This is a genomic window from Kitasatospora sp. NPDC001175 (genome assembly GCF_053598215.1).
In genome coordinates, this window is the sequence record NZ_JBSFJU010000030.1 from 36,731 (window position 1) to 62,243 (window position 25,513).

Annotated in this window: 18 protein-coding genes and 1 pseudogene; 12 read left to right on the plus strand and 7 right to left on the minus strand. The window is 72.6% G+C overall.

Annotated elements, in window-relative coordinates:
* Positions 1 to 29 precede the first annotated feature (29 nt).
* Positions 30 to 776, minus strand: a complete 747-nt coding sequence (locus ACWDAK_RS21905) for an SseB family protein (protein ID WP_427394467.1) — start codon at positions 774 to 776, stop codon at positions 30 to 32.
* A 145-nt stretch (positions 777 to 921) separates the two neighbouring features.
* On the opposite strand from ACWDAK_RS21905, the gene ACWDAK_RS21910 reads away from it, so the two are divergent.
* Positions 922 to 2,145, plus strand: coding sequence for an amino acid deaminase/aldolase (locus tag ACWDAK_RS21910; RefSeq protein ID WP_344635460.1), 1,224 nt, complete (start codon positions 922 to 924; stop codon positions 2,143 to 2,145).
* A gap of 373 nt (positions 2,146 to 2,518) precedes the next feature.
* On the opposite strand, the gene ACWDAK_RS21915 is transcribed toward ACWDAK_RS21910, so the two are convergent.
* Positions 2,519 to 3,691 (minus strand): DUF2510 domain-containing protein, encoded by a 1,173-nt coding sequence (locus ACWDAK_RS21915; RefSeq protein WP_427394466.1) that lies wholly within the window; start codon positions 3,689 to 3,691, stop codon positions 2,519 to 2,521.
* Positions 3,692 to 3,879: 188 nt separating this feature from the next.
* Between ACWDAK_RS21915 and ACWDAK_RS21920 the strand changes: the two genes are divergently transcribed.
* The 4 genes from ACWDAK_RS21920 (at position 3,880) to ACWDAK_RS21935 (ending at position 8,112) form a co-directional block, all read left to right on the plus strand.
* Positions 3,880 to 4,617, plus strand: a complete 738-nt coding sequence (locus tag ACWDAK_RS21920) for a gamma-glutamyl-gamma-aminobutyrate hydrolase family protein (RefSeq protein ID WP_344635462.1) — start codon at positions 3,880 to 3,882, stop codon at positions 4,615 to 4,617.
* Between the two features lie 169 nt (positions 4,618 to 4,786).
* The gene (locus ACWDAK_RS21925; RefSeq protein WP_344635463.1) at positions 4,787 to 5,827 is read left to right on the plus strand and encodes a cation diffusion facilitator family transporter; all 1,041 of its coding nucleotides are present in this window, start codon (positions 4,787 to 4,789) and stop codon (positions 5,825 to 5,827) included.
* A 96-nt stretch (positions 5,828 to 5,923) separates the two neighbouring features.
* The gene (locus tag ACWDAK_RS21930) at positions 5,924 to 6,826 is read left to right on the plus strand and encodes a 5'-3' exonuclease (protein WP_427394485.1); all 903 of its coding nucleotides are present in this window, start codon (positions 5,924 to 5,926) and stop codon (positions 6,824 to 6,826) included.
* 251 nt (positions 6,827 to 7,077) lie between these two features.
* A complete protein-coding gene (locus ACWDAK_RS21935; RefSeq protein WP_427394465.1) occupies positions 7,078 to 8,112 on the plus strand; it encodes a sphingomyelin phosphodiesterase in 1,035 nt (344 codons plus the stop codon).
* Positions 8,113 to 8,226: 114 nt separating this feature from the next.
* On the opposite strand, the gene ACWDAK_RS21940 is transcribed toward ACWDAK_RS21935, so the two are convergent.
* Positions 8,227 to 11,094 (minus strand): DEAD/DEAH box helicase, encoded by a 2,868-nt coding sequence (locus tag ACWDAK_RS21940; protein WP_344635465.1) that lies wholly within the window; start codon positions 11,092 to 11,094, stop codon positions 8,227 to 8,229.
* A 460-nt stretch (positions 11,095 to 11,554) separates the two neighbouring features.
* On the opposite strand from ACWDAK_RS21940, the gene ACWDAK_RS21945 reads away from it, so the two are divergent.
* Both ACWDAK_RS21945 and ACWDAK_RS21950 read left to right on the plus strand, forming a co-directional pair.
* Positions 11,555 to 11,929 carry a hypothetical protein gene (locus ACWDAK_RS21945; protein ID WP_344635466.1) on the plus strand — a complete coding sequence of 125 codons (375 nt, stop codon included), beginning with the start codon at positions 11,555 to 11,557 and terminating at the stop codon, positions 11,927 to 11,929.
* A 29-nt stretch (positions 11,930 to 11,958) separates the two neighbouring features.
* The gene (locus ACWDAK_RS21950) at positions 11,959 to 12,288 is read left to right on the plus strand and encodes an ArsR/SmtB family transcription factor (protein WP_344635467.1); all 330 of its coding nucleotides are present in this window, start codon (positions 11,959 to 11,961) and stop codon (positions 12,286 to 12,288) included.
* Positions 12,289 to 12,408: 120 nt separating this feature from the next.
* Here ACWDAK_RS21950 and ACWDAK_RS21955 read toward each other — a convergent pair whose 3' ends face one another.
* On the minus strand, positions 12,409 to 13,608 hold the full coding sequence (locus tag ACWDAK_RS21955; protein ID WP_427394464.1) for an aminotransferase class V-fold PLP-dependent enzyme: 1,200 nt from the start codon (positions 13,606 to 13,608) through the stop codon (positions 12,409 to 12,411).
* Between the two features lie 180 nt (positions 13,609 to 13,788).
* Between ACWDAK_RS21955 and ACWDAK_RS21960 the strand changes: the two genes are divergently transcribed.
* A complete protein-coding gene (locus tag ACWDAK_RS21960; RefSeq protein ID WP_427394463.1) occupies positions 13,789 to 14,736 on the plus strand; it encodes a phosphotransferase family protein in 948 nt (315 codons plus the stop codon).
* A 21-nt stretch (positions 14,737 to 14,757) separates the two neighbouring features.
* Here ACWDAK_RS21960 and ACWDAK_RS21965 read toward each other — a convergent pair whose 3' ends face one another.
* Positions 14,758 to 15,408 (minus strand): TetR/AcrR family transcriptional regulator, encoded by a 651-nt coding sequence (locus ACWDAK_RS21965; RefSeq protein WP_344635470.1) that lies wholly within the window; start codon positions 15,406 to 15,408, stop codon positions 14,758 to 14,760.
* Positions 15,409 to 15,512: 104 nt separating this feature from the next.
* Here ACWDAK_RS21965 and ACWDAK_RS21970 point away from each other — a divergent pair, with 104 nt between their 5' ends.
* Both ACWDAK_RS21970 and ACWDAK_RS21975 read left to right on the plus strand, forming a co-directional pair.
* On the plus strand, positions 15,513 to 17,009 hold the full coding sequence (locus tag ACWDAK_RS21970; RefSeq protein WP_427394462.1) for an FAD-dependent monooxygenase: 1,497 nt from the start codon (positions 15,513 to 15,515) through the stop codon (positions 17,007 to 17,009).
* A 214-nt stretch (positions 17,010 to 17,223) separates the two neighbouring features.
* Entirely contained in the window at positions 17,224 to 19,212 is a 1,989-nt protein-coding gene (locus ACWDAK_RS21975) for a helix-turn-helix domain-containing protein (RefSeq protein WP_427394484.1), read from the plus strand.
* 693 nt (positions 19,213 to 19,905) lie between these two features.
* Here the strand turns inward: ACWDAK_RS21975 and ACWDAK_RS21980 are convergent.
* Complete coding sequence (locus tag ACWDAK_RS21980) at positions 19,906 to 22,332, minus strand: collagenase (RefSeq protein WP_427394461.1); 2,427 nt, start codon at positions 22,330 to 22,332, stop codon at positions 19,906 to 19,908.
* 299 nt (positions 22,333 to 22,631) lie between these two features.
* On the opposite strand from ACWDAK_RS21980, the gene ACWDAK_RS21985 reads away from it, so the two are divergent.
* Entirely contained in the window at positions 22,632 to 24,080 is a 1,449-nt protein-coding gene (locus ACWDAK_RS21985) for an aminopeptidase P family protein (RefSeq protein ID WP_344635473.1), read from the plus strand.
* Positions 24,081 to 24,146: 66 nt separating this feature from the next.
* Here the strand turns inward: ACWDAK_RS21985 and ACWDAK_RS21990 are convergent, their stop codons facing one another.
* Entirely contained in the window at positions 24,147 to 25,181 is a 1,035-nt protein-coding gene (locus ACWDAK_RS21990; RefSeq protein ID WP_427394460.1) for a nitronate monooxygenase, read from the minus strand.
* A 123-nt stretch (positions 25,182 to 25,304) separates the two neighbouring features.
* Here ACWDAK_RS21990 and ACWDAK_RS21995 point away from each other — a divergent pair.
* Positions 25,305 to 25,511 (plus strand): annotated as a pseudogene (locus ACWDAK_RS21995) (tyrosine-type recombinase/integrase); the annotation flags it as partial.
* Positions 25,512 to 25,513: the final 2 nt, after the last annotated feature.

Consider the following 25,513-nt stretch of genomic DNA (forward strand, 5'->3'; position numbering starts at 1 on the left):
GGGGTGCCGGCCGGCTCACGCCCGCCGGATCACTCGCGCTCGTACAGCGACTCCCCGGCGGGGGCGCCGGTGGGCGGGAGGAGCGCCAGGTCGAGCCCGTGGTCGAGCCTGACCCGGAGCAGCGCGTCACCGACCAGGGCGGCGGCCAGCCGCTGGGCCAGCTCCTGCACCGGCGCGTCCGGTTCGAGGGCGAGCGCCAGCACCGCGTCGGTCCCGGCGGACGGGCCCGAGCCGCGCAGCTCGGCCCGCAGGACGGCCGGCTCGGCGGCGAGCAGTGCCCGGACCGCCTGCTGGACCTCCGGGTCCTGCGCGGGCGGCAGGTAGGGACGGTTCTCCGCGACGGCCCGCAGCCGGGCGCCGCTGAGCGGGTAGCTGACCGGCCCCGCCGGGTCGATCAAGAGGGTGTCGGCGTGCTCGGAGAACGCCACCATCGCGGCCTGCGGGGCGGCGACCGGAGCCGGGCGGGCGTCCGCGCGCCAGCGGGCCATGGTCTCCAGCGACGTGAAGGCGGGCAGGGCGCGGCGGCCGTCGGCGGCCTCGATCACCGGTACCGCCATGTCGCTGGTCTTCTCGTGCTTGAGCCCGTTGGCGTCGGTCTCCACCTCGCCGAGCAGCGCGACGATCGGGACCATCAGCCGACTCTGCGTCAGGGCTTCGAGCAGGCCGGGTTCGGCGGCCCGGTCCTCGGCCCAAGCGGCCAGCGCCGCACTGAGGCGGGGGTCGGCGGTGCCGTCGTCGGCGGCGAATCCGGGGTTCGGGATGTTCTTGCGGTCCACCCGCCGAGCCTATGCCACCTTATGGACCCGCCTCGCCCGGCCACGGCCCGCCCGGAGCTCGAACGGCTGCCCGGACCTTGAACGGCCACCCGGAACGCGACCGACCTCTACCCAGTGGCGGGGGCGGTGTGGGACGCTGCCGCGCATGGTCACCCTCCTCGCCGCCGGGCCCGCCGCCGGGACGGCCTCTGACCGGGCCCGTTACGACCGGGCCACCGCGCACCTCGACGCACCGCTGGCCATCGTCGATCTGGCCGCCTTCGACGCCAACGCCGCCGACCTGGTGCGCCGCGCAGCCGGGAAGCCGATCCGGGTGGCGAGCAAGTCCGTGCGCTGCCGGGCCCTGCTGGAACGGGTGCTGGCCGTGCAGGGCTTCGCCGGGATCATGAGCTACACGCTGGCCGAGTCGATCTGGCTGGCCCGCTCCGGTTTCGCCGACGTCCTGCTCGCGTACCCGTCGGCGGACCGCGCCAACTTCGGCCTGCTGACCAGCGATCCCAAGTTGGCCTCCGCCGTGACCGTGGTCGTCGACGATCCCGCGCAGCTGGATCTGGTGGACGCCGCCCGCGAGGGCAGCGAGGAGGTGCGGGTCTGCCTGGAGTTGGACACCTCGCTGCACCTGCTGGGTGGCCGGATCCGGATCGGCGCCCGGCGCTCCCCGCTGCGCACCCCGGAGGCCCTGGGTGCGTTCGCCGAACTGGTCCAGCGCCGCCCGGGATTCCGGGTGGTGGGGCTGATGGCGTACGAGGGGCATGTCGCGGGCGTCGGCGACCTGATCCCGGGCCGGCCGGTACGTTCCAGGGCCGTTCAGCTGGTGCAGGCGAAGGCCAGGACCGAGCTGGCCGAGCGTCGGGCCGCGACGGTGCGCGCGCTGCGCCGGGTCGCGGAGCTGGAGTTCGTCAACGGCGGCGGCACCGGCAGCGTGGAGTCCACGACGGTTGAACGGGCGGTCACCGAGGTGGCCGCCGGGTCCGGGCTGTACCTTCCTCGACTCTTCGACAACTACCGTTGCTTCCAAGGCCGTCCGGCCGCGCTGTTCGCCCAGCCGGTGGTCCGCCGACCCGGGGTCGGCGTGGTGACGGTGCTCGGCGGCGGCTACCCGGCCTCCGGCCCGGCGGGGGCGGACCGCTCCCCCGTCCCCTACCTGCCCGAGGGGCTCAGGTACGACCCGCAGGAGGGCGCAGGCGAGGTGCAGACCCCGCTGCTGGGTCCGGCGGCGGACGATCTGCTGATCGGCGACCGGGTCTGGTTCCGGCACGCCAAGGCCGGCGAACTGTGCGAACGCTTCGACCAGTTGCACCTGGTCGAGGACGACCGGGTGGTGCGCACCGTACCGACCTACCGCGGTGAGGGGCAGAACTTCCTCTGAGCAGCGCCCCCCGCCGCACCACTCGGCCGCCGTTCCGGAGAGCGGCCAACGCCGCCTGCCCCTCGGCGAGTTCGGCGAGGGGCAGGCGGTGGCGGTGCTGTCCGACCAGGACCCGGCCGAGGTGGCGCGCCAGCAACGCCAGAGCATCGTGAGGAGAGCGCAGCGGCGCTGCGCGACGGCGGATGCGCGTCCGGGGGCCCCTCACCCCCGGCCTCCGACCTGTAGGTTCCCCCTGCCGATGGAGGGCAGGGGAGGGCGGGCTATCGGCACGCGACGCCGCGGGCCCTATGGCCGGCCGGTCTCAGCATCCGGAAGCGCGCCCCGGCGGCCGGGTGGCCCCGCCTTTGCGGAACCGCTTGGCCGCCGGCCCGGATCAGGCGCTGGTTCCGGTGGCCGGTCCGCCGTTGCCGCGGCCGCCGGTGTAGGCGGTGATGCCGTTGACGATGGAGTCCATCTGGTCCACGGACGGAGCCTTGTCGGCAATGTCGAAGCCGAGGTGGACCGAGGCCAGGGACTTGCCGTTGCCGCCGGGGAAGACCACGGTCTCCACGTAGCCGTCGTTGCCCTGCTGCGCGGAGACCTTCCAGCGGACCAGGTAGCCGCTGCTCCCGTTCACCGTGACGGCCTCGGACTTCAGTTCCTGGTGCCCCTTGATCGTGCCGTACGACTCCTTGGCGGCGGCGGCGATGTCCTGCTCGGCGGCCGCCTTGGGGTCGGTGCCGTCCAGCCGGCCGGTCGTCACCCCACCGAGGGTGCAGGTGTTCTGGCCGTCGGCGCAGGTGTACGAGCCGATGATGAGCCCGGCGAAGCCGTTGTCGGTGGTGCCGCCCTTCCAGCCGGACGGGACCGGGAGGCTGATTCCGTTGACGATGTCCACGGCGACCTTGCCGGTCGAACCGCCACCGAGGCCGCCGCCCCCACCGGGACCGCCGCCGAGGCCGCCGCCATTGGAGCCGCCGCCACCACCGGGACCGCCGCCGAGGCCGGGGCTCCCGCCGTTCGAGCCTCCGCCGTTGAGCCCGGGACCGCCACCGTTGGAGGAGCCGCCACCGTTGAGCCCGGGACCGCCACCGTTGGAGCCTCCGCCGTTGAGCCCGGGACCGCCACCGTTGAGCCCGGGGCCGCCGAAGCCGTTGCCGCGCTTGGCCCGGGCGGGGTGCGCCGCCGCGGTCGGGTTCGACTTGTGGTCCATGGCCAGGTAGGTGACGCCCGAGCCGACGGCCAGACCGGCGAGCGCGGCCACGGTGGCGGCGATCGCCACCGTCTTCGGCGGCTTCCTGCGGGTGTGCGGGACGCCCGGTCCGTACCCGGTCCCGGCGTCGGCCACCGGCAGCTCGGGATAGCGGACCGTCGGACCACCGGACAGCACCTCGCCGACCAGCACCTGCTGATCCGCCGTGGACTCGGGCCGCGGCCCCGGCTGGGTGGCGGGCCCCGGGCGGGTGGTGGCCGTCCAACCCCTCCCGTCCCACCACCGCTCGGGGCGGGGCTCACTGGTGGTGTCCTGCGGGTCCGGGTACCACCCGGCGGGGATCTGCTCGCTCACCCTCAAGAATCTAAACGGTTCCGGATAAGTGCGATATCAGCAGGACGGCCATTCCGCGCTTTTCCGATGAGATTCCGATGAGAAATCGACGGATCGCCACGAACGGCTAATCCGGACCCTACCGCCAGGCGCGCCCGGACAGCCGCATATTGACTGCGGGTCAGCATCCGGAACGGGAGAATCCGGACATGACGACCAGACCCGTGATCGGCATCAGCACCCACCTCACCGAGGCGATCTGGGACAGCTGGGACCGGCAGCGCGCCGTCCTGCTCTCCGCCCGCTACCCCGCTATGGTCCAGGCCACCGGCGGAATCGCCTTCCTCCTCCCACCCGACTCGCCGCAGCGCGCCCCCGAGGCGCTGACCCGCCTGGACGCACTGGTGGTCTCCGGCGGACCGGATCTCCACCCCGCCTACTACGACGCCGAGCCGCACCCGAGGACCCGCGCGGTCACCCCGGAGCGTGACGCCTGGGAGCTCGCCCTGCTGCGCGCGGCCCTGGCCGCCGGACTGCCGCTCCTGGGCATCTGCCGGGGCATGCAGCTGCTGAACGTGGTCCTCGGCGGCACGCTGATCCAGCACCTGGAGCACGGCGAGGCACACCTTGGCTCTCCCAAGGGGTACGGACGGCACACCGTCCGACCGGTACCGGGGACGCTGCTGGCCGGGCTGCTGCCGGAGACCGAGGTGTCCGTCCCGACCTACCACCACCAGGCGGTGGACCGGCTCGGCACCGGGCTGACCGTCTCCGCGTACGCCGAGGACGGCACCGTCGAGGCCGTCGAGGGCGGCGGGTTCACCCTCGGGGTGCAGTGGCACCCCGAGCAGGGCGAGGACCTGCGGGTGCTGCAGGCACTGGTCGGCGCCGCGGTGGTGGCTCGGGCCCAGGGGCGGCCCGCCGGGCTGCTGCCGGTCCTGGAGTGATCTCGGCCGCCGATCCTCATCAAGCCGCTGACCTGCACAGACGGCGGCGCCAACGGGAACGACAACGGTCACCAGTGCAGCCTTTGGATCTTCCTACGATCTGGGGTTCACTTCGTGTGCGGGCCGACCGGCGGCCCTTGGTGCTTCAGCGCTCGGGAGAGGACTATCGATGGCCGCGCACGCCCACGATCACGACCACGCGCATGACGGCCACGGCCACTCGCACGGGGGCCACGGCGGCCACTCGCACGGGGTGGCCGCGGACGCCGACCGCCGCTGGCTGGTCAGCGCGCTGACCCTGATCGTCGTCTTCATGGCGGGCGAGGTGGTGGTCGGCTTCGCCGCCAGGTCGCTGGCGCTGATCTCGGACGCCGCCCACATGCTGACCGACGCGGCATCGATCGTGCTGGCCCTGGTCGCCATGCGGCTCGCCGCGCGCCCGGCCCGGGGCGGGTTCACCTACGGGCTCAAGCGCGCCGAGATCCTCTCAGCCCAGGCCAACGGCATCACCCTGCTACTGCTGTCGGCCTGGCTCGGGTACGAGGCGATCCGGCGGCTGATCTCGCCACCGGAGGTGACCGGCTCGCTGGTGCTGGTCACCGCCCTGGTCGGAATCGTGGTCAACATCGCGGCGGCCTGGTGCATGTCGAAGGCCAACCGCTCCTCGCTGAACGTCGAGGGCGCCTTCCAGCACGTGCTCACCGACCTCTACGCGTTCATCGCCACCGCGATCTCCGGTGCCGTGGTGCTGGCCACCGGCTTCCACCAGGCGGACGCCATCGCCTCGCTGATCGTGGTCGCGCTGATGCTTAAGGCGGGAGTGGGCCTGGTCCGCGACTCCGGCCGGATCTTCCTGGAGGCCGCGCCCGCCGGCATCGACCCGGATGCGATCGCCGACCAGCTGGTGGCCTCCCCCCAGGTCGAGGAGATCCACGACCTGCACATCTGGGAGATCACCTCCGGACAGCCAGCCCTCTCCGCGCACATCCTGGTCACCCCGGGCGGCGACTGCCACGCCGTGCGCCGTGAGCTCCAGCGGCGGCTGCGCGAGGACTACCGGATCACCCACGCCACCCTGCAGGTCGACCACGTCGGCGAGGACGCCTCGCAGGAGCTGCTGCAGATCTCCCAGGCCCCCGGTGCCGACCCGGCCGACCACTGCGCCGACTCGCACGGCCCGGTCCACCGCAGCGGTCCGCACGAGCACTGAGCGGTCGGTCCGCCGGGTCGGAGCGCCCGGAGGCGAGCGGGCGAGTCGCAGCCGCGGCGGTACGGCATCATCTGGAGGGTGACCGCACCGCGACTGATGCTGCTCGACACGGCGAGCCTCTACTTCCGTGCCTACTTCGGCGTGCCGGAGTCGGTGAAGTCCCCGGACGGGCAGCCCGTGAACGCCGTTCGCGGGCTACTCGACTTCATCGCCCGCCTGGTCCAGGACCACCGCCCCGACCAGTTGGTCGCCTGCATGGACGCCGACTGGCGGCCGCAGTGGCGGGTGGACCTCATCCCGTCCTACAAGACCCACCGGGTGGCGGAGGAGTCCACCGAGGGCGAGGAGGAGATCCCGGACACCCTCGCACCCCAGGTACCGGTGATCGAGCAGGTGCTCGACGCCCTCGGCATCGCCCGGATCGGCGTCCCCGGTTACGAGGCCGACGACGTGATCGGCTCCCTCACCGCCCGTGCCACCGGCCCGGTGGAGATCGTCACCGGCGACCGCGACCTCTTCCAACTGGTGGACGACGCAAGGGAGATCACCGTCCTCTACCCGTTGAAGGGGGTCGGCTCCGCGCAGCGCACCGACGACGCGGTACTGCTGGAGAAGTACGGCGTCACCGGCGCCTCGTACGCCGATCTGGCCGCGCTGCGGGGGGACCCGAGCGACGGGCTGCCGGGGGTGAAGGGGGTCGGCGAGAAGACGGCTTCGCAACTGCTGCGGGAGTACGGCGACTTGGCCGCCGTCCGCGCGTCGGCGCTGGACCCGGCCTCGCGGCTCACCCCGGCCCGGCGGAAGAACCTGCTGGAGGGCTCGGCCTATCTCGACGTCGCACCGAAGGTGGTCCGGGTGGCCGTCGACGTACCGCTGCCCGCGGTGGACGCCACACTGCCGCGCGAGCCGCTGGACCCGATGACGCTGGAGGAGCTCTCGGCCCGCTGGGGGCTGGGCGGCTCGCTGGAGCGGCTGCTCGGCGTGCTCGCCGGCGCGTAGGCCGGCCGCGCAGCCGTGGCGCGCGGGAGGGTTGGGCCGGCCCAGGACGGGCCGCCCCGTTCCCGCGAACGCCCGGCCTCGCCACGGGACAACGGAAGTTGGTCATACACGTTTCCGCCACAGAATGATCCGTTGGCGTTCCCCCGAAGGTACTGAAAGGCGTACCGGCGGGTAGCTAGGGTCTCCCCCTGTCATGCCCCGGCTGCTTCGGCGGCCGCGGGCCCGGGGTCTTCCCACGCTCAGGAGAACGCATGATCTCGCGTCGTTCGGCTGCCGCCCTCACCTCCGTCGCGGCAGCGGCCACGCTGTTCGGCAGCACCGCCGCCGCCCCGTCGGCGGCCGCCGCCACCGGCACCACCCTGTCGGTCTTCGCCTGGAACGTCGACCTCGGCACCGCGGTCGTCGACAGCACGCAGAACGAGCAGGCGGCCAAGCGGACTCCGGTGATCGAGTCGATCATCCGCCAGCACAACGCCGACGTGGTGATCCTGGACGAGAACTTCAACAACACCTCGACCGCCGACATCAACAGCAAGCTGGCCGACCTCTACCCGTACCGCACCCCGGTGGTCGGCCAGACCTGTTCGGGCGGCGGTTGGAACGGGATCAGCGGGAACTGCTCCAGCTCCTGGTTCGTGATCAACGGCGGGACGATGATCCTGTCCAAGTACCCGATCACCGCCCAGTACGCGCACGTCTTCAGCAACTCCACCCACGGCACTTGGGACTACCACGCCGACAAGGGCGCGGCGCTGGTCCAGATCGACAAGGGCGGGACCAAGAGCTGGGTGGTCGGCACCCACCTGCAGGCGGACGAGTCGGACGTCTCCACCGACACCACGCAGTCCACCCGGCTCGGCCAGCTCGCCGAGATCCGGGCCTGGGCGGACGGCATCGCGGGCAGCTCCGCGCCCGTGCTGATCGGCGGGGACCTCAACGTCGAGTACTACCACGGCCAGTCGCGCGGGGACTTCGCGAACGCCCAGAACGCGGTGAACGGCGTCCTCGGCACCCCGGCCACCGACCCCGACCAGACCTGGACCACCATGGACTGCTCGGTCTCCGCCTGGTGCCAGTACATGGCGGGCGTGGAGACCTTCCCGAAGGACTACCGGGACGACCTGGACTACCTCGGCTACCTGAACGCGCCCGGCCGCCCGGCCCCGCTCGCCCTGCCGAACGTCCGGGTGGACTTCGACCCGCAGGCCGGCTGGAGCGCCGGCCAGCTGGACACCAACGCACCGAGCGACCACTACCCGGTCGAGGCCACCTTCCAGCTGAACTGACGAACCGACCGGGGGTCAGTACCGCGCGGCGACCTCAGCGAGAACGCCCTCGGTGAAGGCGACTTCAGGGGTGCGGTTCCCCGCACCACTGAAGTCGCTTTTCTGCTCCGGCCGTTACCCCACCGACGAGTAGGCGATGATGCCGCGGCGCAGCCCGTCCACCGCCTTGCGGGCGGTGGACCGCAGCTCGACGTCCTCGCCCGCCGCGTCCTGGATCTGGCTGAGCACGTCGATCAGCTGCTTAGTCCAGCGGACGAAGTCGCCGGCCGGCATGTCAGCGTCGCGGAGTACCGAGTCCAGGCCGTGCCCGAGTGCCCAGCGGTAGGCGACCCAGGCGAAGCCCAGGTCGGGTTCGCGCTGGCCGACGCCCTCGGCGGTGTCGATCCGGTGCTGCTCCTCCAGCGCGTCCAGGTGGCCCCAGATGCGGACCATCCGGCCGAGCGCCTCCTTGGTGCTGCCCTCGGGCACCCGGGGGGCCATGGCGTCGTCGGACTGCCGGGCCTCGTAGACCAACGCCGAGGCGCAGGCGGCGAGTTCGGCGGCGCCCAGGTCCTTCCAGACGCCCTCGCGGATGCACTCGGAAGCGAGCAGGTCGAGTTCGCCGTAGAGCCGGCCGAGGCGCTTGCCGTCCTCGGTGACGGTGTCGCCGTGCAGATAGCCGAGGTCGGTGAGCAGACCGCAGACCCGGTCGAAGGTGCGGGCGATGGTGTGGGTGCGGGAGCGCATCTTGCGCTCCAGGACCTCGGTGTCGCGGTGCAGCCGGTGGTAGCGCTCGGACCAGCGGGCGTGGTCCTCGCGCTCGTCGCAGCCGTGGCAGGGGTGCCGGCGCAGCTCCGCCCGCAGCCGGGTGATCTCGGGGTCGTCGGCGGCCGCGGCGCGGCCCCTGCGGTGGCGCTCGGGCTCCAGGTGGCCGGCCTTGGTGCGCAGCGCGGAGGCGAGGTCGCGGCGGGACTGCGGGCTGCGCGGGTTGAACGACTTGGGGATCCGCATCCGCTCGACGGGGGTCACCGGGTACGGGAAGTCGATCATCGCGAGCCGCTTCACCTGGCGTTCGGCGGTGAGCACCACCGGCCGGGGGCCGTCCTGGTAGTCGGGGTGCCGGCTGACCCGGGCCGAGCGGCTGACCGGGGGCAGGCCGGGGTCGAGGACCAGGGCGAGCCCGGCGAACTTGCCGGTGGGCACGTGGATGACGTCGCCCGGCCTGAGCTGCTCGATCGCCTCGATGGCGGCGGCGCGGCGCTGGGTGGTGCCCTCGCGGGCGAGTTCGTTCTCCCGGTCCTTGAGGGCGCGGCGCAGCCCCATGTACTCCTCGAAGTCGCCGAGGTGGCAGGTCATCGCCTCGCGGTAGCCGTCCAGGCCCTCCTCGTTGCGCTGGACCTGGCGGGCGATGCCGACCACCGAGCGGTCCGCCTGGAACTGGGCGAAGGAGGTCTCCAGGAGTTCCCGCGAGCGGTGCCGCCCGAACTGGCCGACCAGGTTGACGGCCATGTTGTAGGAGGGGCGGAAGGAGGACTTCAGCGGGTAGGTGCGGGTGCCCGCGAGGCCCGCGAGCGCCTCCGGGTCGAGGCCGCGCTGCCAGAGCACGACGGCGTGGCCCTCGACGTCGATGCCGCGGCGGCCGGCCCGGCCGGTGAGCTGGGTGTACTCGCCGGGGGTGATGTCGGCGTGGGTCTCGCCGTTCCACTTGACCAGCTTCTCCATGACCACCGAGCGGGCGGGCATGTTGATGCCCAGTGCCAGCGTCTCGGTGGCGAAGACCGCCTTGACCAGGCCCTTGACGAAGAGCTCCTCGACGACCTCCTTGAACCTCGGCAGCATGCCGGCGTGGTGGGCGGCGATGCCGCGCTCCAGGCCGTCCAGCCACTCGAAGTAGCCGAGGACGTGCAGGTCCTCGTCCGGGATGTCGGCGCAGCGCTCCTCGACGATCTCGCGGACCTGGGCCCGCTCGCTGTCGCGGTTGAGGCGCAGCCCGGAGGCGAGGCACTGGCTGACGGCTGCCTCGCAGCCGGCCCGGCTGAAGATGAAGGTGATCGCGGGCAGCAGGCCCTCGGCGTCCAGGCGGTCGATGACGTCCACCCGGCCCGGGGTCCAGACCCGGCCGGGGCGGCCGTTCGGCATGGAGCGGCCACGGCCTTTGCCGAACCGGTCGCGGGGGCTGCGGTCCAGTTCGGAGCGGGCGAGGCGGACGAGTTCGGGGTTGACGGCCTTGCCGGGGTTGCGCAGGTGCTCCTTGGGGCGGCCGTCGCGGTCGGGGCTGGCGAACAGGTCGTACATCCTGTTGCCGGCCATCACGTGCTGCCAGAGCGGCACCGGCCGGTGCTCGGAGACGATGACCTTGGTGCCGCCGCGTACGGTGTCCAGCCAGTCGCCGAACTCCTCGGCGTTGGAGACGGTCGCCGAGAGGGAGACCAGGGTGACGGACTCGGGGAGGTGGATGATCACCTCTTCCCAGACGGCGCCGCGGAAGCGGTCGGCGAGGTAGTGCACCTCGTCCATGACCACGTAGCCGAGACCGTCGAGGGTCTGCGAGCCCGCGTAGAGCATGTTGCGCAGCACCTCGGTGGTCATCACCACGATCGGTGCGTCGCCGTTGACGGTGTTGTCCCCGGTGAGCAGGCCGACCTTGGCGGCGCCGTAGCGCTTGACCAGGTCGGTGAACTTCTGGTTCGAAAGGGCCTTGATCGGCGTGGTGTAGAAGCACTTGCGCCCGGCCTGCAGGGCCAGGTGGACGGCGAACTCGCCGACGATGGTCTTGCCGGAGCCGGTGGGGGCGGCGACCAGTACGCCGGTGCCTTCCTCCAGGGCCTGGCAGGCCTCGATCTGGAAGGGGTCGAGCGGGAAGTCGTACAGCTGCCCGAACCCGTGGAGGGCGGTGGCCTGCTCCTTGGCGCGACGGCGGGAGGCCGCGAACGCCTCCGCGGGGCTGAGCTGCTCGGTCTCGGAGGACTGGGTCTCCGGGTATGGGGGCATGGCGCTGTTCATCGGCGTCACCTCTTCTTCCCGTGGGACTGCGTCGTCCCGTGGGGCCGGCGGGGCCCGTACGGGCGGGACGGGGGTGCAGACGGCGACGCCTGCGGCTGCGGGGCCGGGCCGGACCGGGTCGGCGGTGGGGCGCAGCGGGTGTGGGTGATGTGGTGGTCGAGCATCTCAGCCTGAGATTACCCGTCGGAAGTGACATCGATAGCACTGTTTTCCGGTGCGGGATCCCGGCGGAGCGCAGGGCTACCTGTCGCGACCGTGACACTTCGCAGAGTCATCGATCAATCAGGTTCGAAGTTGCAGATGTCTTCAAGCGGTCAACTCACCATAACGATCCCAAGGGTCTTCGATCAGATTTGATCGGTTTCGATCATCTGCCGTGCTTCGCCGGACTGCTACCTACAGTCGGACCACCGAGCCCGGCAGATGGGGAACGGGCTCGTCCGCAACAGGAGGAACCGCGATGTCAAATCTGGAGACCGCGCTCAAGGAAGCGATGAGCATCGACGGCGCGATCGGGGTGGCGCTGGTGGACTACAGCAGCGGCATGGCCCTCGGCACGCTCGGTGACAACAGCGAGCTCGACATCAACGTCGCCGCCGCAGGCAACACCGACCTGGTCCGCGCCAAGATGCGCACGATGGAGCTGCTCGGACTGCTCGACAACGAGATCGAGGACATCCTCATCACCCTCTCCAGCCAGTACCACCTGATCAGGCCGCTCACCACGAGGAGCAGCCAGGGCCTGTTCCTCTACCTCGCGCTCAACCGGGGCCGGGCCAACCTGGCGATGGCCCGGCACCAGCTGCGGCGCATCGAGACCGGCCTGGAGATCTGACCGGTCCCACGACCCGAAGGGGGCGCCGCGTGCCGGTACCGCTGCACCAAGCCAAGGCCGAGTTCTTCCGGATGCTCGGCCACCCGGTCCGGATCCGGGTGCTGGAACTGCTCCAGAGCGGTCCGACCCCGGTCCGCGACCTGCTGGCAGCGCTCGACATCGAACCGTCCAACCTCTCCCAGCAACTCGCCCAGCTGCGCCGCTACGGACTGGTGACGGCCACCCGGGAGGGCTCCACAGTGGTGTACGCCCTGGCCGGGGCGGACGTCGCCGAGCTGCTGCGGGCCGCCCGGCGGATCCTCACCGAGCTGATCGCCGACCAGGGCACCCTGCTCGCCGAACTCCGCGCGGCGGACTGAGACCCCGGCTCCGTCCAGCCGCTGAGGTCCGTCGGGCGGCGGGCCTGGACGGCCGGACGGGGCCGGCGCCGCCCGCGGCGGGTGCGAGCCCGGGCACCGGCACTCCGGCGGCAACGGCCGTCAGGTGCGCAGCAGTTCACCGATCCCCTCCGCCAGCCGCAGGTACTCCCCGGCGGAGTTGTACACCTGGGCGCTGATCCGCAGCACGCCGCCGCCCGGCCAACGGGTCACCGCCACCCGGGTGTCCAGCCGCCGCCGGATCTCCTCGCGCAGCTCCCGGACGTCCTGCTCGGTCTCGGCTCGGCCGGCGGGCAGCCGTACCGCGCGCATGGCCAGGCCCGGCATGGCGGGCAGTTCGCACAGCCCGGCCCGCTGCGCCAGCAGCCGCCCTGCGTAGGCGGCGAGGGCCTCGTTGTGGGCGCGCACCCGGTCGACGCCGAGCCGTTCCAGCAGGTCGAACCCGGCGGGTGCGGCCAGCCAGGGGGTGTAGTCGCAGGTGCCGCGCCACTCGACATGGCCGGGGAAGCCCCGGTCGTGCTCCCAGGAGAGCATCAGCGGCCGCACTCGCCTCAGCCACCGGCCGCCCACCGCGAGTACCGCCGTGGCGCGCGGGGCGAAGGCCCACTTGTGCAGGTTGCCCACCCAGAAGTCCGCCCCGCCCGCCGCGCCGCCGAGGTCCACCGGCAGGTGCCCGGGGGCGTGCGCGGCGTCGACCACGGTGACCACGCCGCGTTCGGCCAGTGCGGCGAGCAGGCCCGGGGTGACGACCTGGCGCGCGGTGGGCGAGGTGACCAGGTCGAGTACGGCGGCCCTGGTGCGCTCGCCGACCGCCGCCAGCACCCGTTCGGCCACGCCGTCCGCGTCCGGGGTGTCGAGCGGGATCGCGGCCGTGCACACCTTGGCCCCGGTCTCGGCGGCACGGCGTTCCACCGCCCGGACCACCGCGCCGTAGCCGTGGTCGGTGACCAGGATCTCGTCCCCCTCGGCGAACGGGATCGAGTCGAGGACCACGGCGATGCCCTCGGTCACGTTGGTGAGCAGCGCCAGCCGGTCCGGGTGGCCGCCCAGCGCGGCGGCGACCCGGACCCGGGCACGGCCGATCCGCTCGGGCAGGTCGGCGAAGAAGCCGTCCGGGTCCCGCTCCAGTTCGGCCCGCAGCAGCGCCTGCGCCCGCTGGACGGGCAACGGCACGGCCCCGTACGAACCGTGGTTGAGGTGCGCGACGGCGGGGTCCAGACTGAACAGGTCCTTGACCCCCGGAACGGAGTGCGGCGGTAACCCGGTCACGGCCGTGCCGGCACCTGGCGATGTGTCATTCACGTGTGCTCCTCGCGTACTCGGTCTCCACGGGTCGAGCCCGGTACTCATACCCGGGTGCGGTGCCGATCCCACCGTCCCCGCCGATCCCGCCACCGCCCCGACCGGGCCGGGCCGCGGGCGCCGCCCTGTACCGTCCAGGAGACGGAGCACCAACAGCCCTCCCGTACCGGAGAGTCGCACATGACCGAAGACTGGCAGCGGACCCGCGCCTGGGTGCGGCGGCACCTGGCCCCCGGCGAGGAGATCGTGCGGGCCGAGCGGATGGCCGGCGGATGGACCTCGACCATGCGCCGACTGCACGTCCACGGACCGGACGGCGAACGGCGGTTGGTGCTGCGCTCGTTCGTCCGACCGTTCTACCTCAGGCACGCGGACGGGCTGCTGCGCCGGGAGTCCGGGGTGCTCCGGCTGCTCGACGGCCTCGCCGGGCGGCCGGTTCCGGCGGCGCGGCTGGTGGCGGTGGATCCCGGCGGCGAGCACTGCGACCATCCCTCGCTGCTGATGACGCTGCTGCCGGGCTCGGTGCGACTGGACCGGGGGACGGCGGGTGCGCGGATCCCGTTGCTGGCCGACCAGTTGGCGCGGATCCACCGCACGCCGGCCGCCGGGGCGGACCGGCCGCGCGCGTACCAGGCCTGGGTCACCCCCGGCTCGGTCCGGATACCCGAGCCGACCGGGCGGCCCGGGCTGTGGCAGCGGGCCGTCGATGCGATCCGGCAGCCGGCTCCCCCGTTCCGGGGGTGCTTCCTGCACCGGGACTTCCACCCGGGGAACGTGCTCTTCACCGACGGCGGCACCGGCGGCACGCCGCGGATCGGCGGGGTGGTGGACTGGGTCGAAACCTCCTGGGGCCCGGCCGAGTTGGACCTCGCCCACTGCTCCACCGCACTCGCCCTGCTGCACGGCGTCGACACCGCGCTGCACCTGGAGCGGGAGTACCTGGCCGCGGGTGGGCGGCTGGGCCCGCACCAGCGGTACTGGCGGCTGCTGGACGCGCTGGCCTTCGCGCCGGACGCGGAGAAGGTGGCCGTTCCGTGGCGCGAGCTCGGCCGCACCGATCTGACCGCCGAGGTGCTGCGGGGCCGCCTGGAGGACTACCTTGCCGTTGTGCTCGAGCAGTACCGCTGACCGGGCACGGCTCGGCAGGGATCAGTAGCCGTACGCCTCCGCACCCGAACCCAGCAGGGCGAACGCCGTATCGGCGTCGGCGACCGCCCGGTCGGCGGCCTCGGGCAGCGGCGTACCGGCGGCGAGGCGGGACCAGTTGGTGAACGCCAGGGTCTGGTGCATGCCGAGGCACTGGGCCGCCACCAGCCGGGCGGTCAGCTCGGACGCCGCGCCTCCGGCCTCGGTGACCGCCTCGGCCAGGGCCTGGGCCAGCGCGTCGGAGTCGGCGGCCATGTAGTCCAGCAGGTGCGAGGAGAGGCTGGGCGTCTCGTAGACCAGGCGGCGGAAGGCCAGCACCTCGGGGTCGGTGCACAGGCCGGTGATCGGATCGCGCTCGGCCAGCCGCGCCAGGTAGTGCCGTCGCAGGGCCGCCAACGGAGTCTCGCCCGCCGCCCGGGAACGGACCACTCGGCCGAACTCGCCCTGGTGGTCCGCGATCTGATGCAGGACCAGCTCCTCCTTGCTGGCGAAGTACCGGAACAGGGTCGGCTTGGAGACCTCGGCCGCCGCCGCGATCTCGGCCACCGAGACCTGATCGAACCCGTTGGCCAGGAAGAGCCTGATCGCGGCGTCGGCGATCGCGTTGCGGGTGCGTTCCTTCTTGAGGGTCCGCAGACCTCCGGGTTCGCTCATATGGCAATCATAACCCGGATACTTTTGTTACTCGGTTGCAGTTCTTACCGAGTTGCGATTTGATGACTGCACCGCACCGACGTTTCTGGGAGGGAGCAGCAGTCATGTCATCGACCGTGCTGATCGTGGGGGCCGGGCCGACCGGCCTCACACTGGCGTGCAGTCTGGCCAGGCAGGGGGTGGGCGTCAGGGTCATCGAGAAGTCGCCCGGGTTCCAGACCGGCTCGCGCGGCAAGGGGCTCAATCCGCGCAGCTTGGAGGTGCTGGCCGACTTCGGCATCACCGAGCGGCTGCTGGGCGCCGGGCGCGAGCGCGAGGTGTTCCGCAAGTACTTCGACGGCGAGTTCATCACCGACACCGACCCGCACGAGGACATCCGCCGAACCCCCGACGTCCCTTACCCGCGCGGGCTGTTCCTGCCGCAGACCAGGGTGGAGCAGGCGCTCCGGGAGGTGCTGGCCGGGTACGGCGTCGAAGTCGAACTCGGCTGTGAGCTGGCCGGGTTCGACCAGGACGAGACGCGCGTCACCGCCCGGCTGGCGAGCGGCGAGGAGATCCTCGCCGACTACCTGGTGGGGTGTGACGGCGGGCGCAGCACCGTCCGCAAGCGGCTCGGCATCGCCTTCGAGGGGTCCGGCGACCGGGAGACCGCGATGGTGGTCGGCGATGTCGAGCTGGAAGGGCTCGAACCGGGCTACTGGCACCAGTGGTTCAGCGCGAAGGGCGCCCTGCTGCTCTACCCGTTCGAGTCCACCACGACCTGGCAGTTCCAGGCGAACCCCGAACGGGACGCGGACGGGCGGCCGGTGGAGCCCTCGCCGGAGGGCTTCCAGCGCATCATCGAGCAGCACACCGGCCGCACCGACGTGCGGGTGGTCGGCACGAGCTGGATCTCCACCTGGCGGGTCAACGTCCGGCTGGCGGAGCGCTACCGGGTCGGCCGGGTGCTGCTCGCCGGGGACGCCGCCCATGTCCACCCGATCGCGGGCGGTCTCGGCATGAACACCGGCATCCAGGACGGCTGGAACCTCGGCTGGAAGCTGGGCTACGTCCTCACCGGCCAGGCCGGTCCCGGGCTGATCGACAGCTACCCGGAGGAGCGCCGGCCGGTCGCCGCCCGCACCCTGGACATCACCACGGCCGCGATGACCACCGTCGCCGAGCGCTCCCGCACACCCGGCGTCGGCCTCGAGGTGGTCCGCTCCGACGACACCACCGGCCTCAACGTCGGCTACCGCTGGAGCAGCCTGGCGACGGACGGCCTCGACGGTGTCCTCCAGGCCGGCGACCGCGCGCCGGACGCCCCGCTCACGGACGGCGAGGGCCGCATTGTCCGGCTCTTCGAGCTGTTCGCGGGCAGCCACTTCACCCTGCTCGCGTTCGGCTGCCCGGCTCCGCGACTCGACGGTCCGGTGCGGGGTTTCGCCGTCGACGCGGGCGAGGACCCGCTGTACGACAAGGACGGGCACGCCCGCCGCGCGTACGGGATCGAGGGCCCCGCGCTGGTCCTGGTCCGTCCGGACAACCACATCGCGCTGACGGCCGGGTCGGACGGCGAGGAGGCGGTCCGCGGCTATCTGCGCCGGCTGCGCGGACTCTGACGCCGAAGAAGCCGCGGGTGGGCGGCCGGTCGTGAGTGACCGGCGAGCCGTGGGTAGCCGACCGTCAGCTGGCGCCACCGTCCGCACTCCTTCGTACCATCTGCACAGGTCACCGTGGGGCCGGGTCGTTCGGGTAGCAGCGGGCGGACAGATCTCGCGGACAGTTGCGGTGCGCAGGGAGGGACAAGTGCCCACGGTCGGTTCGTTGACCACGATGGCGGAGCTGTCGCTGGAGTTCGCGGCGGGTGCCGCCGAGCGCGGAGCGGGGCGGGAGGTGGTCGGCGTGGCGCTCGCGCCGGGCGACGGCCACCACCCACCCGGGAGCGCCTCGCGGGAGGCCCCGGACTCCGCGGAGGTCACGGACGTCATGGACTTCGCGAACTCCACGGAGCTCGCCGGCCGGCTGGTGCGGGTCGATCCCGCACCCGGTGGCTGGGCCGAGGACGGTCGGCGGGCGGCCCGGGTCGTCGGGCGGTTCGCGGCCGCCCGGGTGGCGGCGGTGGCCGTTCCCGCCGAGCGGCCCGAGGCGGTGCCGACCGCCCTGGCCGAGGCGGCCGCACGGCACGGCGTGGCCCTGCTGACGGTCGCCCCCGAGGTGTGCTGGGCACGGATCGCGCAGGTGATCGGTGACGAGCGGCTGCGCGAGGCCCGGGAGCGGCTCGCCGAACTGGAGCAACTCCTCGCCCTGGCGGGGAAACACGGCTCCCCGGAGCGGCGCGCGCAGCGGCTGGTCGGCTGGCTGGCCCAGGCGGTGGGCGGCGCGGTCACCCTGACCGGCGGCCCCGCCGGCCTCGGTCGGCTCGGCGCCCCCGCCACGGCGTTCAGCGTGCTGGCCGCCGCCCGGCAGTTGGCCGGGGAGGTGGCACAGGGGCGGCTCGGCTCAGCCGCGATCGACGACGGCGAGCTGCGGATACGAGTCACCGCGATCGGCCCCGGCCGCCCGTTCCCGGTGCTGGCGGTCGGCCGGACGTCCCCCTTCGACGCCCGCGGCCACGCGCTGATCGCTCACACCGCCGCACTGCTGGCACCGATCCTTCAGCTCGGCGCGGCCAGGACGGACGTCGAGCGCCTCGACGAGGTGGCGGCGGCCCTGCGGGTCGCGGTGTTCCAGCTGCTGATGGGCGGTGAGGTGACGCTCGCCCAGCGGACGGCCGAGGGCCTCTCCCCGGGCCTGCTGGACGCGGAGACCGCCCGGGTGTACGTCCTGGAAGGGCCCGCCGCCGAGCGTGACCGGCTGGCACGGGAGTGCGCGGCGGCGACCGGCGGGCGGGCACTGGTGGTCCGCTGCCCGGCCTACGACCAGCACCTGATCATCGTCGCCCCACTGAAGAGTCCCCCCGGCCCGGAGCCCGAGGACGGGTGGGACAAGGCCGGTGCGGCGCTGCGCGCGCTCGTCGCCCGGCACCCCGGGCGCTACCTGGGCGGCAGCGCGGTGCTCCCGCTCGCGCAGACCGCCGGCTCGTACGGCGACGCCGCCCGCGCCCTGGCGGTGGCTCGGCTGCAACCGAGCCGTTCGGCGCTGTACGCGGCGGAGAGCCGACTCACCCAGGTCCTCGACCCCGCGGTCGCGGCCCGCTGGGCGGGCGGACTGCTGCGTCCGCTGCACACGCTGCCGTACGCGAGCCAGGACCAGATGCTCGGCACGCTGCACCTCGGCCTGGAGTTCCCGGCCACCAGCGCCGCCAAGATCCTCGGGGTCAGCCGGAACACCGTCCGCGCCCGCCTCGACCGTGCGGCCGGCCTGCTCGGCCTGGACCTCGCAGGGCTGCGCGGACGGGCGGTGCTGCACCTGGCCCTGCAAGCCTCCTCGGCCGCCGGCCCGGACCAGCTCTGCGGCTCCTCGCACCGCCCGGATCCGGAGCGGCCGGTACCCCTGGCGAACGTCCTCGCCGGCGCGGGCGCCCAGGCCTGGGCGGAGGCCCTGCTGCGCCGCCTCACCGAGGACACCCGCGACCTGCGCGGCACCCTGCTCACCTGGCTGACCGTCGACACCGGCGTCGAGCGGACCGCCCGGCTGCTGGAGCTGCACCCGCAGACCGTAAGGGAGCACCTGCGCAGCGCCGAACGACTGCTCCAGCGCCAACTGCTGGCCGGCGGCGGTGGGTTGTACGAGACGGCGCTCGCCTTCGCCGTCCGGGGCGAACTGGACCTCACCGAGCCGGCCGCCGGCCCCACCACCGGGCCGGCGTCAAGTCCGCTCTGACAGCGGCACCGAGTCACCGCAGGTCAGGGGAACGGACCGTGCACCGGTGACGGTTGCGGCCCGGTCAACCGTGCACCGGTGCGGTACCGCCCGGACGGGCAGCCGTCCTAGAGTCAACGCATCGGCCGACACGGGGGACGGCCGGTCCCATACTCACCGGGCGGCGGACCCGCTGCTGCTGCGACCTCGGTCGCCGACCCCGCCCGGTGGCAAGGGTGCTCACCAGGTGCCGTCCGCTGTCCACATCGCGGCGGCCCTGGTGAGCGACGGGGCATCCCGGCGTCTTCAGCCGGTCACGACGTGTCCGGCTCCGGAGTCCGGCACTCCCGACATCCGGGTGCACCGGCCAGCAGGAGCCAACGCCCACCTCGGTCGTGTCCGATCGGTAGGGTGATCGGACCCGGGAACCCGTATCGGACCGAACGAGCGACTCAGTGCGTTCGGCGACGAGTTGATCGAGATCCACCGCTGGCTCCGCGAGGAACTGACCCGGCTGCGCGCGAATGTCGACTCCTCCGCCTGAACCCCCGGACCGCCCGGCCGGAGTCCGGCTCCCGGCGAGTACCCGCCGAGCATCTCCCAGGGCTCCGGCGCTGCCGGCCGGCCGGGCTCGTACCCGGTCCGCGGCCGGCTGCAAACCGGTCGGGCGCGGCATGCCGAGCGGCTGGCCGCCGCGGCCCGACCGGGGCTCGGTCAACGGCGCAGCGGGCCCTCACAGGTGTAGTCGGCGGTGCCGGCCTTGCCGTTCGGCCAGATGTCGACCTTGCCGAAGTAGCAGTTCATGTCGTCGAAGTTGTTGACGCTGCCCTTCGTCCGCTTGAGCAGGAAGTAGTCGACCGTGTCCGACATGTCCTTGAACACCGCGTCGCCGTCGGCGGAGTCGGACAGGTTGGCGGTGATCCTGCCGGTGCAGATGTAGCGCATCGGCTTGTTGTTCCAGTCGCCGTTGTTCTTGCAGACCGGCGTGGCACCGGTCGCGGCGGCGAAGGCGGACTGCACCGAGGAGGCGTACGCGAAGGTCAGCGAGTTGTCGGCGACGTAACTGGTACTGGGGACGTACAGGTTGTCGAGGTTCTTGATCTGCTCGTCCAGGAAGGCGCTGTACTCGGCGTTCAGCGCGGCGTCGTCGGAGACCTTGTCCCGCCAGCCCTCGAAGCCGGCCGGGTCGTCGGCCCGCTGGTAGCCGTACATCTCGCGGATCAGCGAGGGGTGCTTCTGCCACAGGAACTCGAAGAACGTCCCGGCGTAGTTGTAGAAGTGGAACGCCGGCGTGTCGCTGTACTTGGCGTGGATGAGCTCCTTGACCGTCATCCGGGGGATGCCGGCCGCCTCGTCCTGGGCGAGCTTGGCGACCAGCGACTTGCGCACCAGGATGCCCTGGTCCCGGGTGGAGCCGTCGAAGAACTCGGCCGTCCCCTCGTCCATCGCGGTGGTCATGTCGTCGTGGTACCAGCGGTCGTCGCCGAAGTAACCGGGCACCGCCCACCGGCCGTTGAGGTAGTGGGTGTACTCGTGCCGGAACAGCTCCTCCAGGGTGAGGGTGGAGTCCTGCGGCACCCGGCGCTGGTAGGTGTAGAAAGTGGCGCCGTTCTCGATGTAGATGCCGCCGTTGTTGGTGCTCATCCCGGTGAGCAGCGGGTGGTAGACCTCGTAGTCGGCGCGCGAGGCGTACAGGTGGATGTGCAGTGTGGAGTTGACGTCGCCGGCGAGCGGCTGGTCGGTGCCCAACACCCGGAAGAACTGGGTCTTCACCTGCTTGCTGGCGTAGTACATCTGGTCGACGGTGGCCTTGTCGAGTGCGGTGTGCACCTCGATCGCACCGTTGTCGTACTTGTAGGTGTACGGGAAGATCCGGGCCTCGATCTGGTCGGTGCAGACGCCGAACTGGGCGCACACGCCGTAGGTGTTGGCCCAGCCGACCACCTTGACCCAGGGGTCGGAGAACTCCCCGAAGGCGGACTTGGTGAGGTCGAGCAGCGGGCCGATGTCGGCGGTCACCGCGGCCTTGAGCGAGGCTATCTGGCCGAACCGGCCGTACTCGGCGACGGCGTCGCGGGCCAGCCAGGCGTTGGCGGTTCCCTTGAGGTAGCCGGCGCTCGCGAAGGAGCGGAAGGCCGCGCGGTAGTCGGCGTCGGCGGCGACGGCGGCCGTGAAGGCCGCGTCCTGGTTGTAGATGCCGAGGTAGTTGACGTTCAGCGCGGAGAGCGCGGCGCCGCTCCAGGCGGCGTTGTCGGCTAGCGCACTGCCGGGGCCGAACTTGCCGAGGATCCGCTTGACCAGCCCGAGGTTGTTCTGGCGCATCCCGCTGCTGCCCGCGACGATGCCGAGTTCGCGCATGGTGTAGCCGGCCGCGTCGGCGGTGTCCCAGGCGTGCGGGCCGGCGGTGTGGGCGTCGATGGCGCGCTGCATGGCGGCGAGGGTGGCGGGGTCGGTGGTGCCGAGCTCGGGGTGGGTGAAGTCGTGGTAGACCACGGCGTGCAGGAAGGTCCACAGCTCGTACAGGTGGGCCGAGCCGGTGCCGTCGTCCGAACCGGCGCTCTGCGCGATGCGGTTGGCGACGGCCTGGACGTGCGCCTGGTCCATGGTGCCGGCGAAGCGGGCGTCCCAGGTCCACAGGATGCCGTTCAGGCAGCCGTCGGCGGTGACCGCCGGGTCGGTGAGGAACCCCACCAGCTGCGTCGGGTCGAGGCCGGTCAGGCCGTCCACGGTACAGGGCACTCCGGCCGCCGTACGGGCAACCACCCGGTGCGGGGCGGGAGTCAGATCGGCCGCGGTGGGGGCCGGTCGGCCGACCTGGGCGGGGAGCGCGCCGGGGATCCGCGCGGTTCCGAGCGAACCGCCGCCGGGCGCGGGGGCGGCGGCGCCGGTCCTGGCGACGGCGGTGCCGAGGTGGTCCACGTCGTCGTAAGCGGTGGGGTCGGGCGTCGGCACGGTCCTCGGCGTGGTGGCCGCGGTGCGTGCAGCGGAGGCGGCGGTGTGTGCGGTGGAGGCGGCGGTGTGTGCGGTGGAGGCGGTTGGCGCCGGGGTGAGGGCCTGCGCGGTCTGGACGGCCGGCAGCGTCAGGGACGCCGCGATGGCCGCCGCGAGCAGAACCCGACGCGTGGTGTGCGTAGTTGACACCTGTGCTCCTGTGGGAGTGGGGGTGGTGGGGGGGATGGAGCGGTGCAGCTGTTCGTCGGTGCGCCGTCGAACACGCCCCGGGCCGTGCCGCGGTCGGAGAGGGGATCACAGCGGCGGTACGGCGACGGGAGGGTCCGATCCTGTGGGGGGCTGGCGCCCTGGGGTGTGACCCGTAACATAGTAATGTGAAATTGCACAGACAAGTGGGCGGCCGGCCCGTTATCGAGCCGTGTCCTGACAAGACGTCAACTCGCCTTTCACGCAAGGTAAACAGCCGCAGCTCAGAAGGGACCTCCGAGGTGACCACCGACCCCGGGCTCAACACCGGCAGCCATGACCTCCCCGTCAGCCCCGCCCTGAGCGCCTTCATGGGCACCGGCTGGGCCGCCACTCCCCTGCCATCGGGCCAGCGGGCGGCGGCGTACCGGTTCACCCCGGCCCGCCGGGCCAGACTCACCGCTGCCTTCCCCGGCGAGCGACTCATCGTCCCGGCCGGGCAGTTGAAGGTCCGCAGCAACGACTGCGACCACCGCTTCCGCCCGCACAGCGCCTACGCCCACCTCACCGGGCTGACCGGCGAGGACCAGGTCGGGCACGTCCTGGTGATCGAACCCGACGGGGAGGCCGTGCTCCATGTCCGCCCGCGCTCACCGCGTGGCGGCCCGGGCCCGTACGCGGACGAGTTCTACCGCGACCGCCGCTACGGCGAGTTCTGGGTCGGCCGCCGGCCCGACCTGGCCGAGACCGAGCAGCTCACCGGCATCCGCACCGCCCATCTGGACGACCTGGCGAAGCTGCTGACCGGCCATCAGCCACCGACCCGGCTGCTCGCCGGGGTCGACCCGCGAATGGACGGGGCACTCGGCCGGCCCACCGGACCCGAGGACGCCGCGCTCGCCGCCACCCTCTCCGAACTGCGACTGGTCAAGGACCGTTGGGAGGTGGAGCAGCTCCAGCTCTCCGTCGACCACACCACCACCGGCTTCGAGGACGTGGTCCGCGCCCTGCCCACCGCACTGCGCCACGGGCGCGGCGAACGCTGGCTGGAGGGAACGTTCAACCTGCGCGCCCGCGCCGAGGGCAACGGCACCGGCTACGAGACCATCGTCGCCTCCGGCGCGCACGCCTGCGTACTGCACTGGATCCGCAACGACGGCCCACTCGACCCCACCCAACTCCTGCTGTTGGACGCGGGCGTGGAGACCGACACCCTGTACACCGCCGACATCACCCGGACCCTCCCGCTCGGCGGCACCTTCTCGCCCGTCCAACGGGACGTCTACCAGCTGGTGCTGGCCGCCCAGGACGCCGCGATCGCGACCCTGAAACCCGGCGCGAGCTTCCGCGACTTCCACCGGGCGGGCATGCGCGTGATCGCCGAGGGGCTGGCCGAGTGGGGCGTACTGCGGATGTCCGCCGAGGAGGCGCTGCACGAGGACTCCGGCCTCTACCGCCGCTACACCCTCTGCAGCAGCGGCCACATGCTCGGCCTGGACGTTCACGACTGCGCCAGAGCGCGGCGGGAGACCTACCTCGACGGCGTACTGGAGGAGGGCATGGTCCTCACCGTCGAGCCGGGTCTCTACCTCCAGCCGGATGACCAGACCCTGCCCCTGGAACTCCGCGGCATGGGCGTGCGGATCGAGGACGACCTCGTCATCACCGCCGACGGCGCCCGCCTGATGTCGGGAGCGCTGCCCCGCACCGTCCCCGCGATCGAGGAGTGGATGGGCACCCTGCTCTCCTGACGGGCCACCAAGTCACCGCTGTCCCGTCTCCGTCCGGCCGTCGCCCTTGCACCGCGTCACCGGTCCCTACCGAGCCGCCTCCGCCTCCGTCCACAGCTGCCGGGTGATCTCCGCCGCCGGGCCGCTCCGGGCCAGCGCGTGGGCGGTACCGGCCCACAGGTGCATCCCGTCCGCATCGCCCCGCGCCGCGGCCGCGGCCCGCAGCGGACGGGTCAGGTGGTGCACCTCGGGGTAGGCGGCAGGCGCGTACGACTCGTAGCGGTCGATGAAGGCGTTGCGCAGCCCGCGTGCCGGACGGCCGGTGAACGCCCTGGTCACCACCGTCTCGGCGAAGCGCTCGTCCACCAGCGCCGCCCGGTACGCCGCATTCGCGCCCGACTCGTCACTGCGCAGGAACGCCGTGCCCAGCTGCACCGCCGCCGCACCGGCCGCCACTGCGGCGGCGATCGCCGCACCGTCGCCCAGGCCGCCGGCCGCGATCAGCGGCAGCGAGGTCTCCTTTCCCACCTGCGCCAGCAGTTCGAGCAGCGGCGTCTCCCCCGGCCGGTCCTGGGCCCGGTGGGTGCCCCGGTGGGCGCCCGCCTCCGGCCCCTGCACCGCCAGCGCGTCCAGCCCCAGCCCGGCCGCCGCGCGGGCCTCCTCGACCGAGGTCACGGTCCCGATCTGCCGACTGCCCGCCGCCCGCAGCGCCGCCACCTCCGCCGCACTCGGCAGCCCGAAGGTGTACGACACCACCGGGACCGGGTCGGCCAGCAGCGCCTCGACCTTGGCGTCCCAGTCGTCCCGGTCCGGCGCGATCCGCTCGGGCAGCTCCACACCGAGCCGCTCGGCCTCCGGACGCAGCCGCTCCCGGTAGGCGGCCACCTCCGCCTGGTCGGACGGCTCGCCGGGCACGAACAGGTTCAGCCCGAACGGCTGGTCGCTCAACTCCCGCAGCCGGGCGATCTGTTCGGTCATCGCCCGGGCCGTCAGATAGCCGGACGCCAGGAACCCCAGACCGCCCGCACCGTTCACCGAAGCCACCAGCGCGGGCGTGGACGCCCCACCAGCCATCGGCGCGGCCACCACCGGAACCGCAAGCCGCCCCAGCACATCCGCCACCGCCATGCCTCCCTCGCCCGATTTCGGTTCGCTTCACCCTACGTCCAAGCTGACTGACGAACCGTCAGACTCCGGCATGGTTCGGCCTGCTCGGTGAATTGGTCGAGCAGCGGGGCGAATTCCCTCACCGCCGACGAGGCTCGCACCTTCCCCACCTCCACCAACGGGCACCGAGTGCAGGCCCTGTTCGAGCTCGCGCTCCGCACCGAACCACGCAAGGGCGAACTCCTCGGCCTGCACTGGGAAGACCTCGACCTCGACGCCGGCACGGCCAGCATCCGCCGTACCATCCAACGCACCCGCACCAGCGGCCTCACCACCCTGCCGACCAC

Coding starts and splice junctions, on each gene's coding strand:
- ACWDAK_RS21910 (WP_344635460.1), top strand. CDS start 922: ATGGTCACCCTCCTCGCCGCCGGGCCCGCCGCCGGGACGGCCTCTGAC.
- ACWDAK_RS21920 (WP_344635462.1), top strand. CDS start 3,880: ATGACGACCAGACCCGTGATCGGCATCAGCACCCACCTCACCGAGGCG.
- ACWDAK_RS21925 (WP_344635463.1), top strand. CDS start 4,787: ATGGCCGCGCACGCCCACGATCACGACCACGCGCATGACGGCCACGGC.
- ACWDAK_RS21930 (WP_427394485.1), top strand. CDS start 5,924: ATGCTGCTCGACACGGCGAGCCTCTACTTCCGTGCCTACTTCGGCGTG.
- ACWDAK_RS21935 (WP_427394465.1), top strand. CDS start 7,078: ATGATCTCGCGTCGTTCGGCTGCCGCCCTCACCTCCGTCGCGGCAGCG.
- ACWDAK_RS21940 (WP_344635465.1), bottom strand. CDS start 11,094: ATGAACAGCGCCATGCCCCCATACCCGGAGACCCAGTCCTCCGAGACC.
- ACWDAK_RS21945 (WP_344635466.1), top strand. CDS start 11,555: ATGTCAAATCTGGAGACCGCGCTCAAGGAAGCGATGAGCATCGACGGC.
- ACWDAK_RS21960 (WP_427394463.1), top strand. CDS start 13,789: ATGACCGAAGACTGGCAGCGGACCCGCGCCTGGGTGCGGCGGCACCTG.
- ACWDAK_RS21965 (WP_344635470.1), bottom strand. CDS start 15,408: ATGAGCGAACCCGGAGGTCTGCGGACCCTCAAGAAGGAACGCACCCGC.
- ACWDAK_RS21970 (WP_427394462.1), top strand. CDS start 15,513: ATGTCATCGACCGTGCTGATCGTGGGGGCCGGGCCGACCGGCCTCACA.
- ACWDAK_RS21975 (WP_427394484.1), top strand. CDS start 17,224: ATGGCGGAGCTGTCGCTGGAGTTCGCGGCGGGTGCCGCCGAGCGCGGA.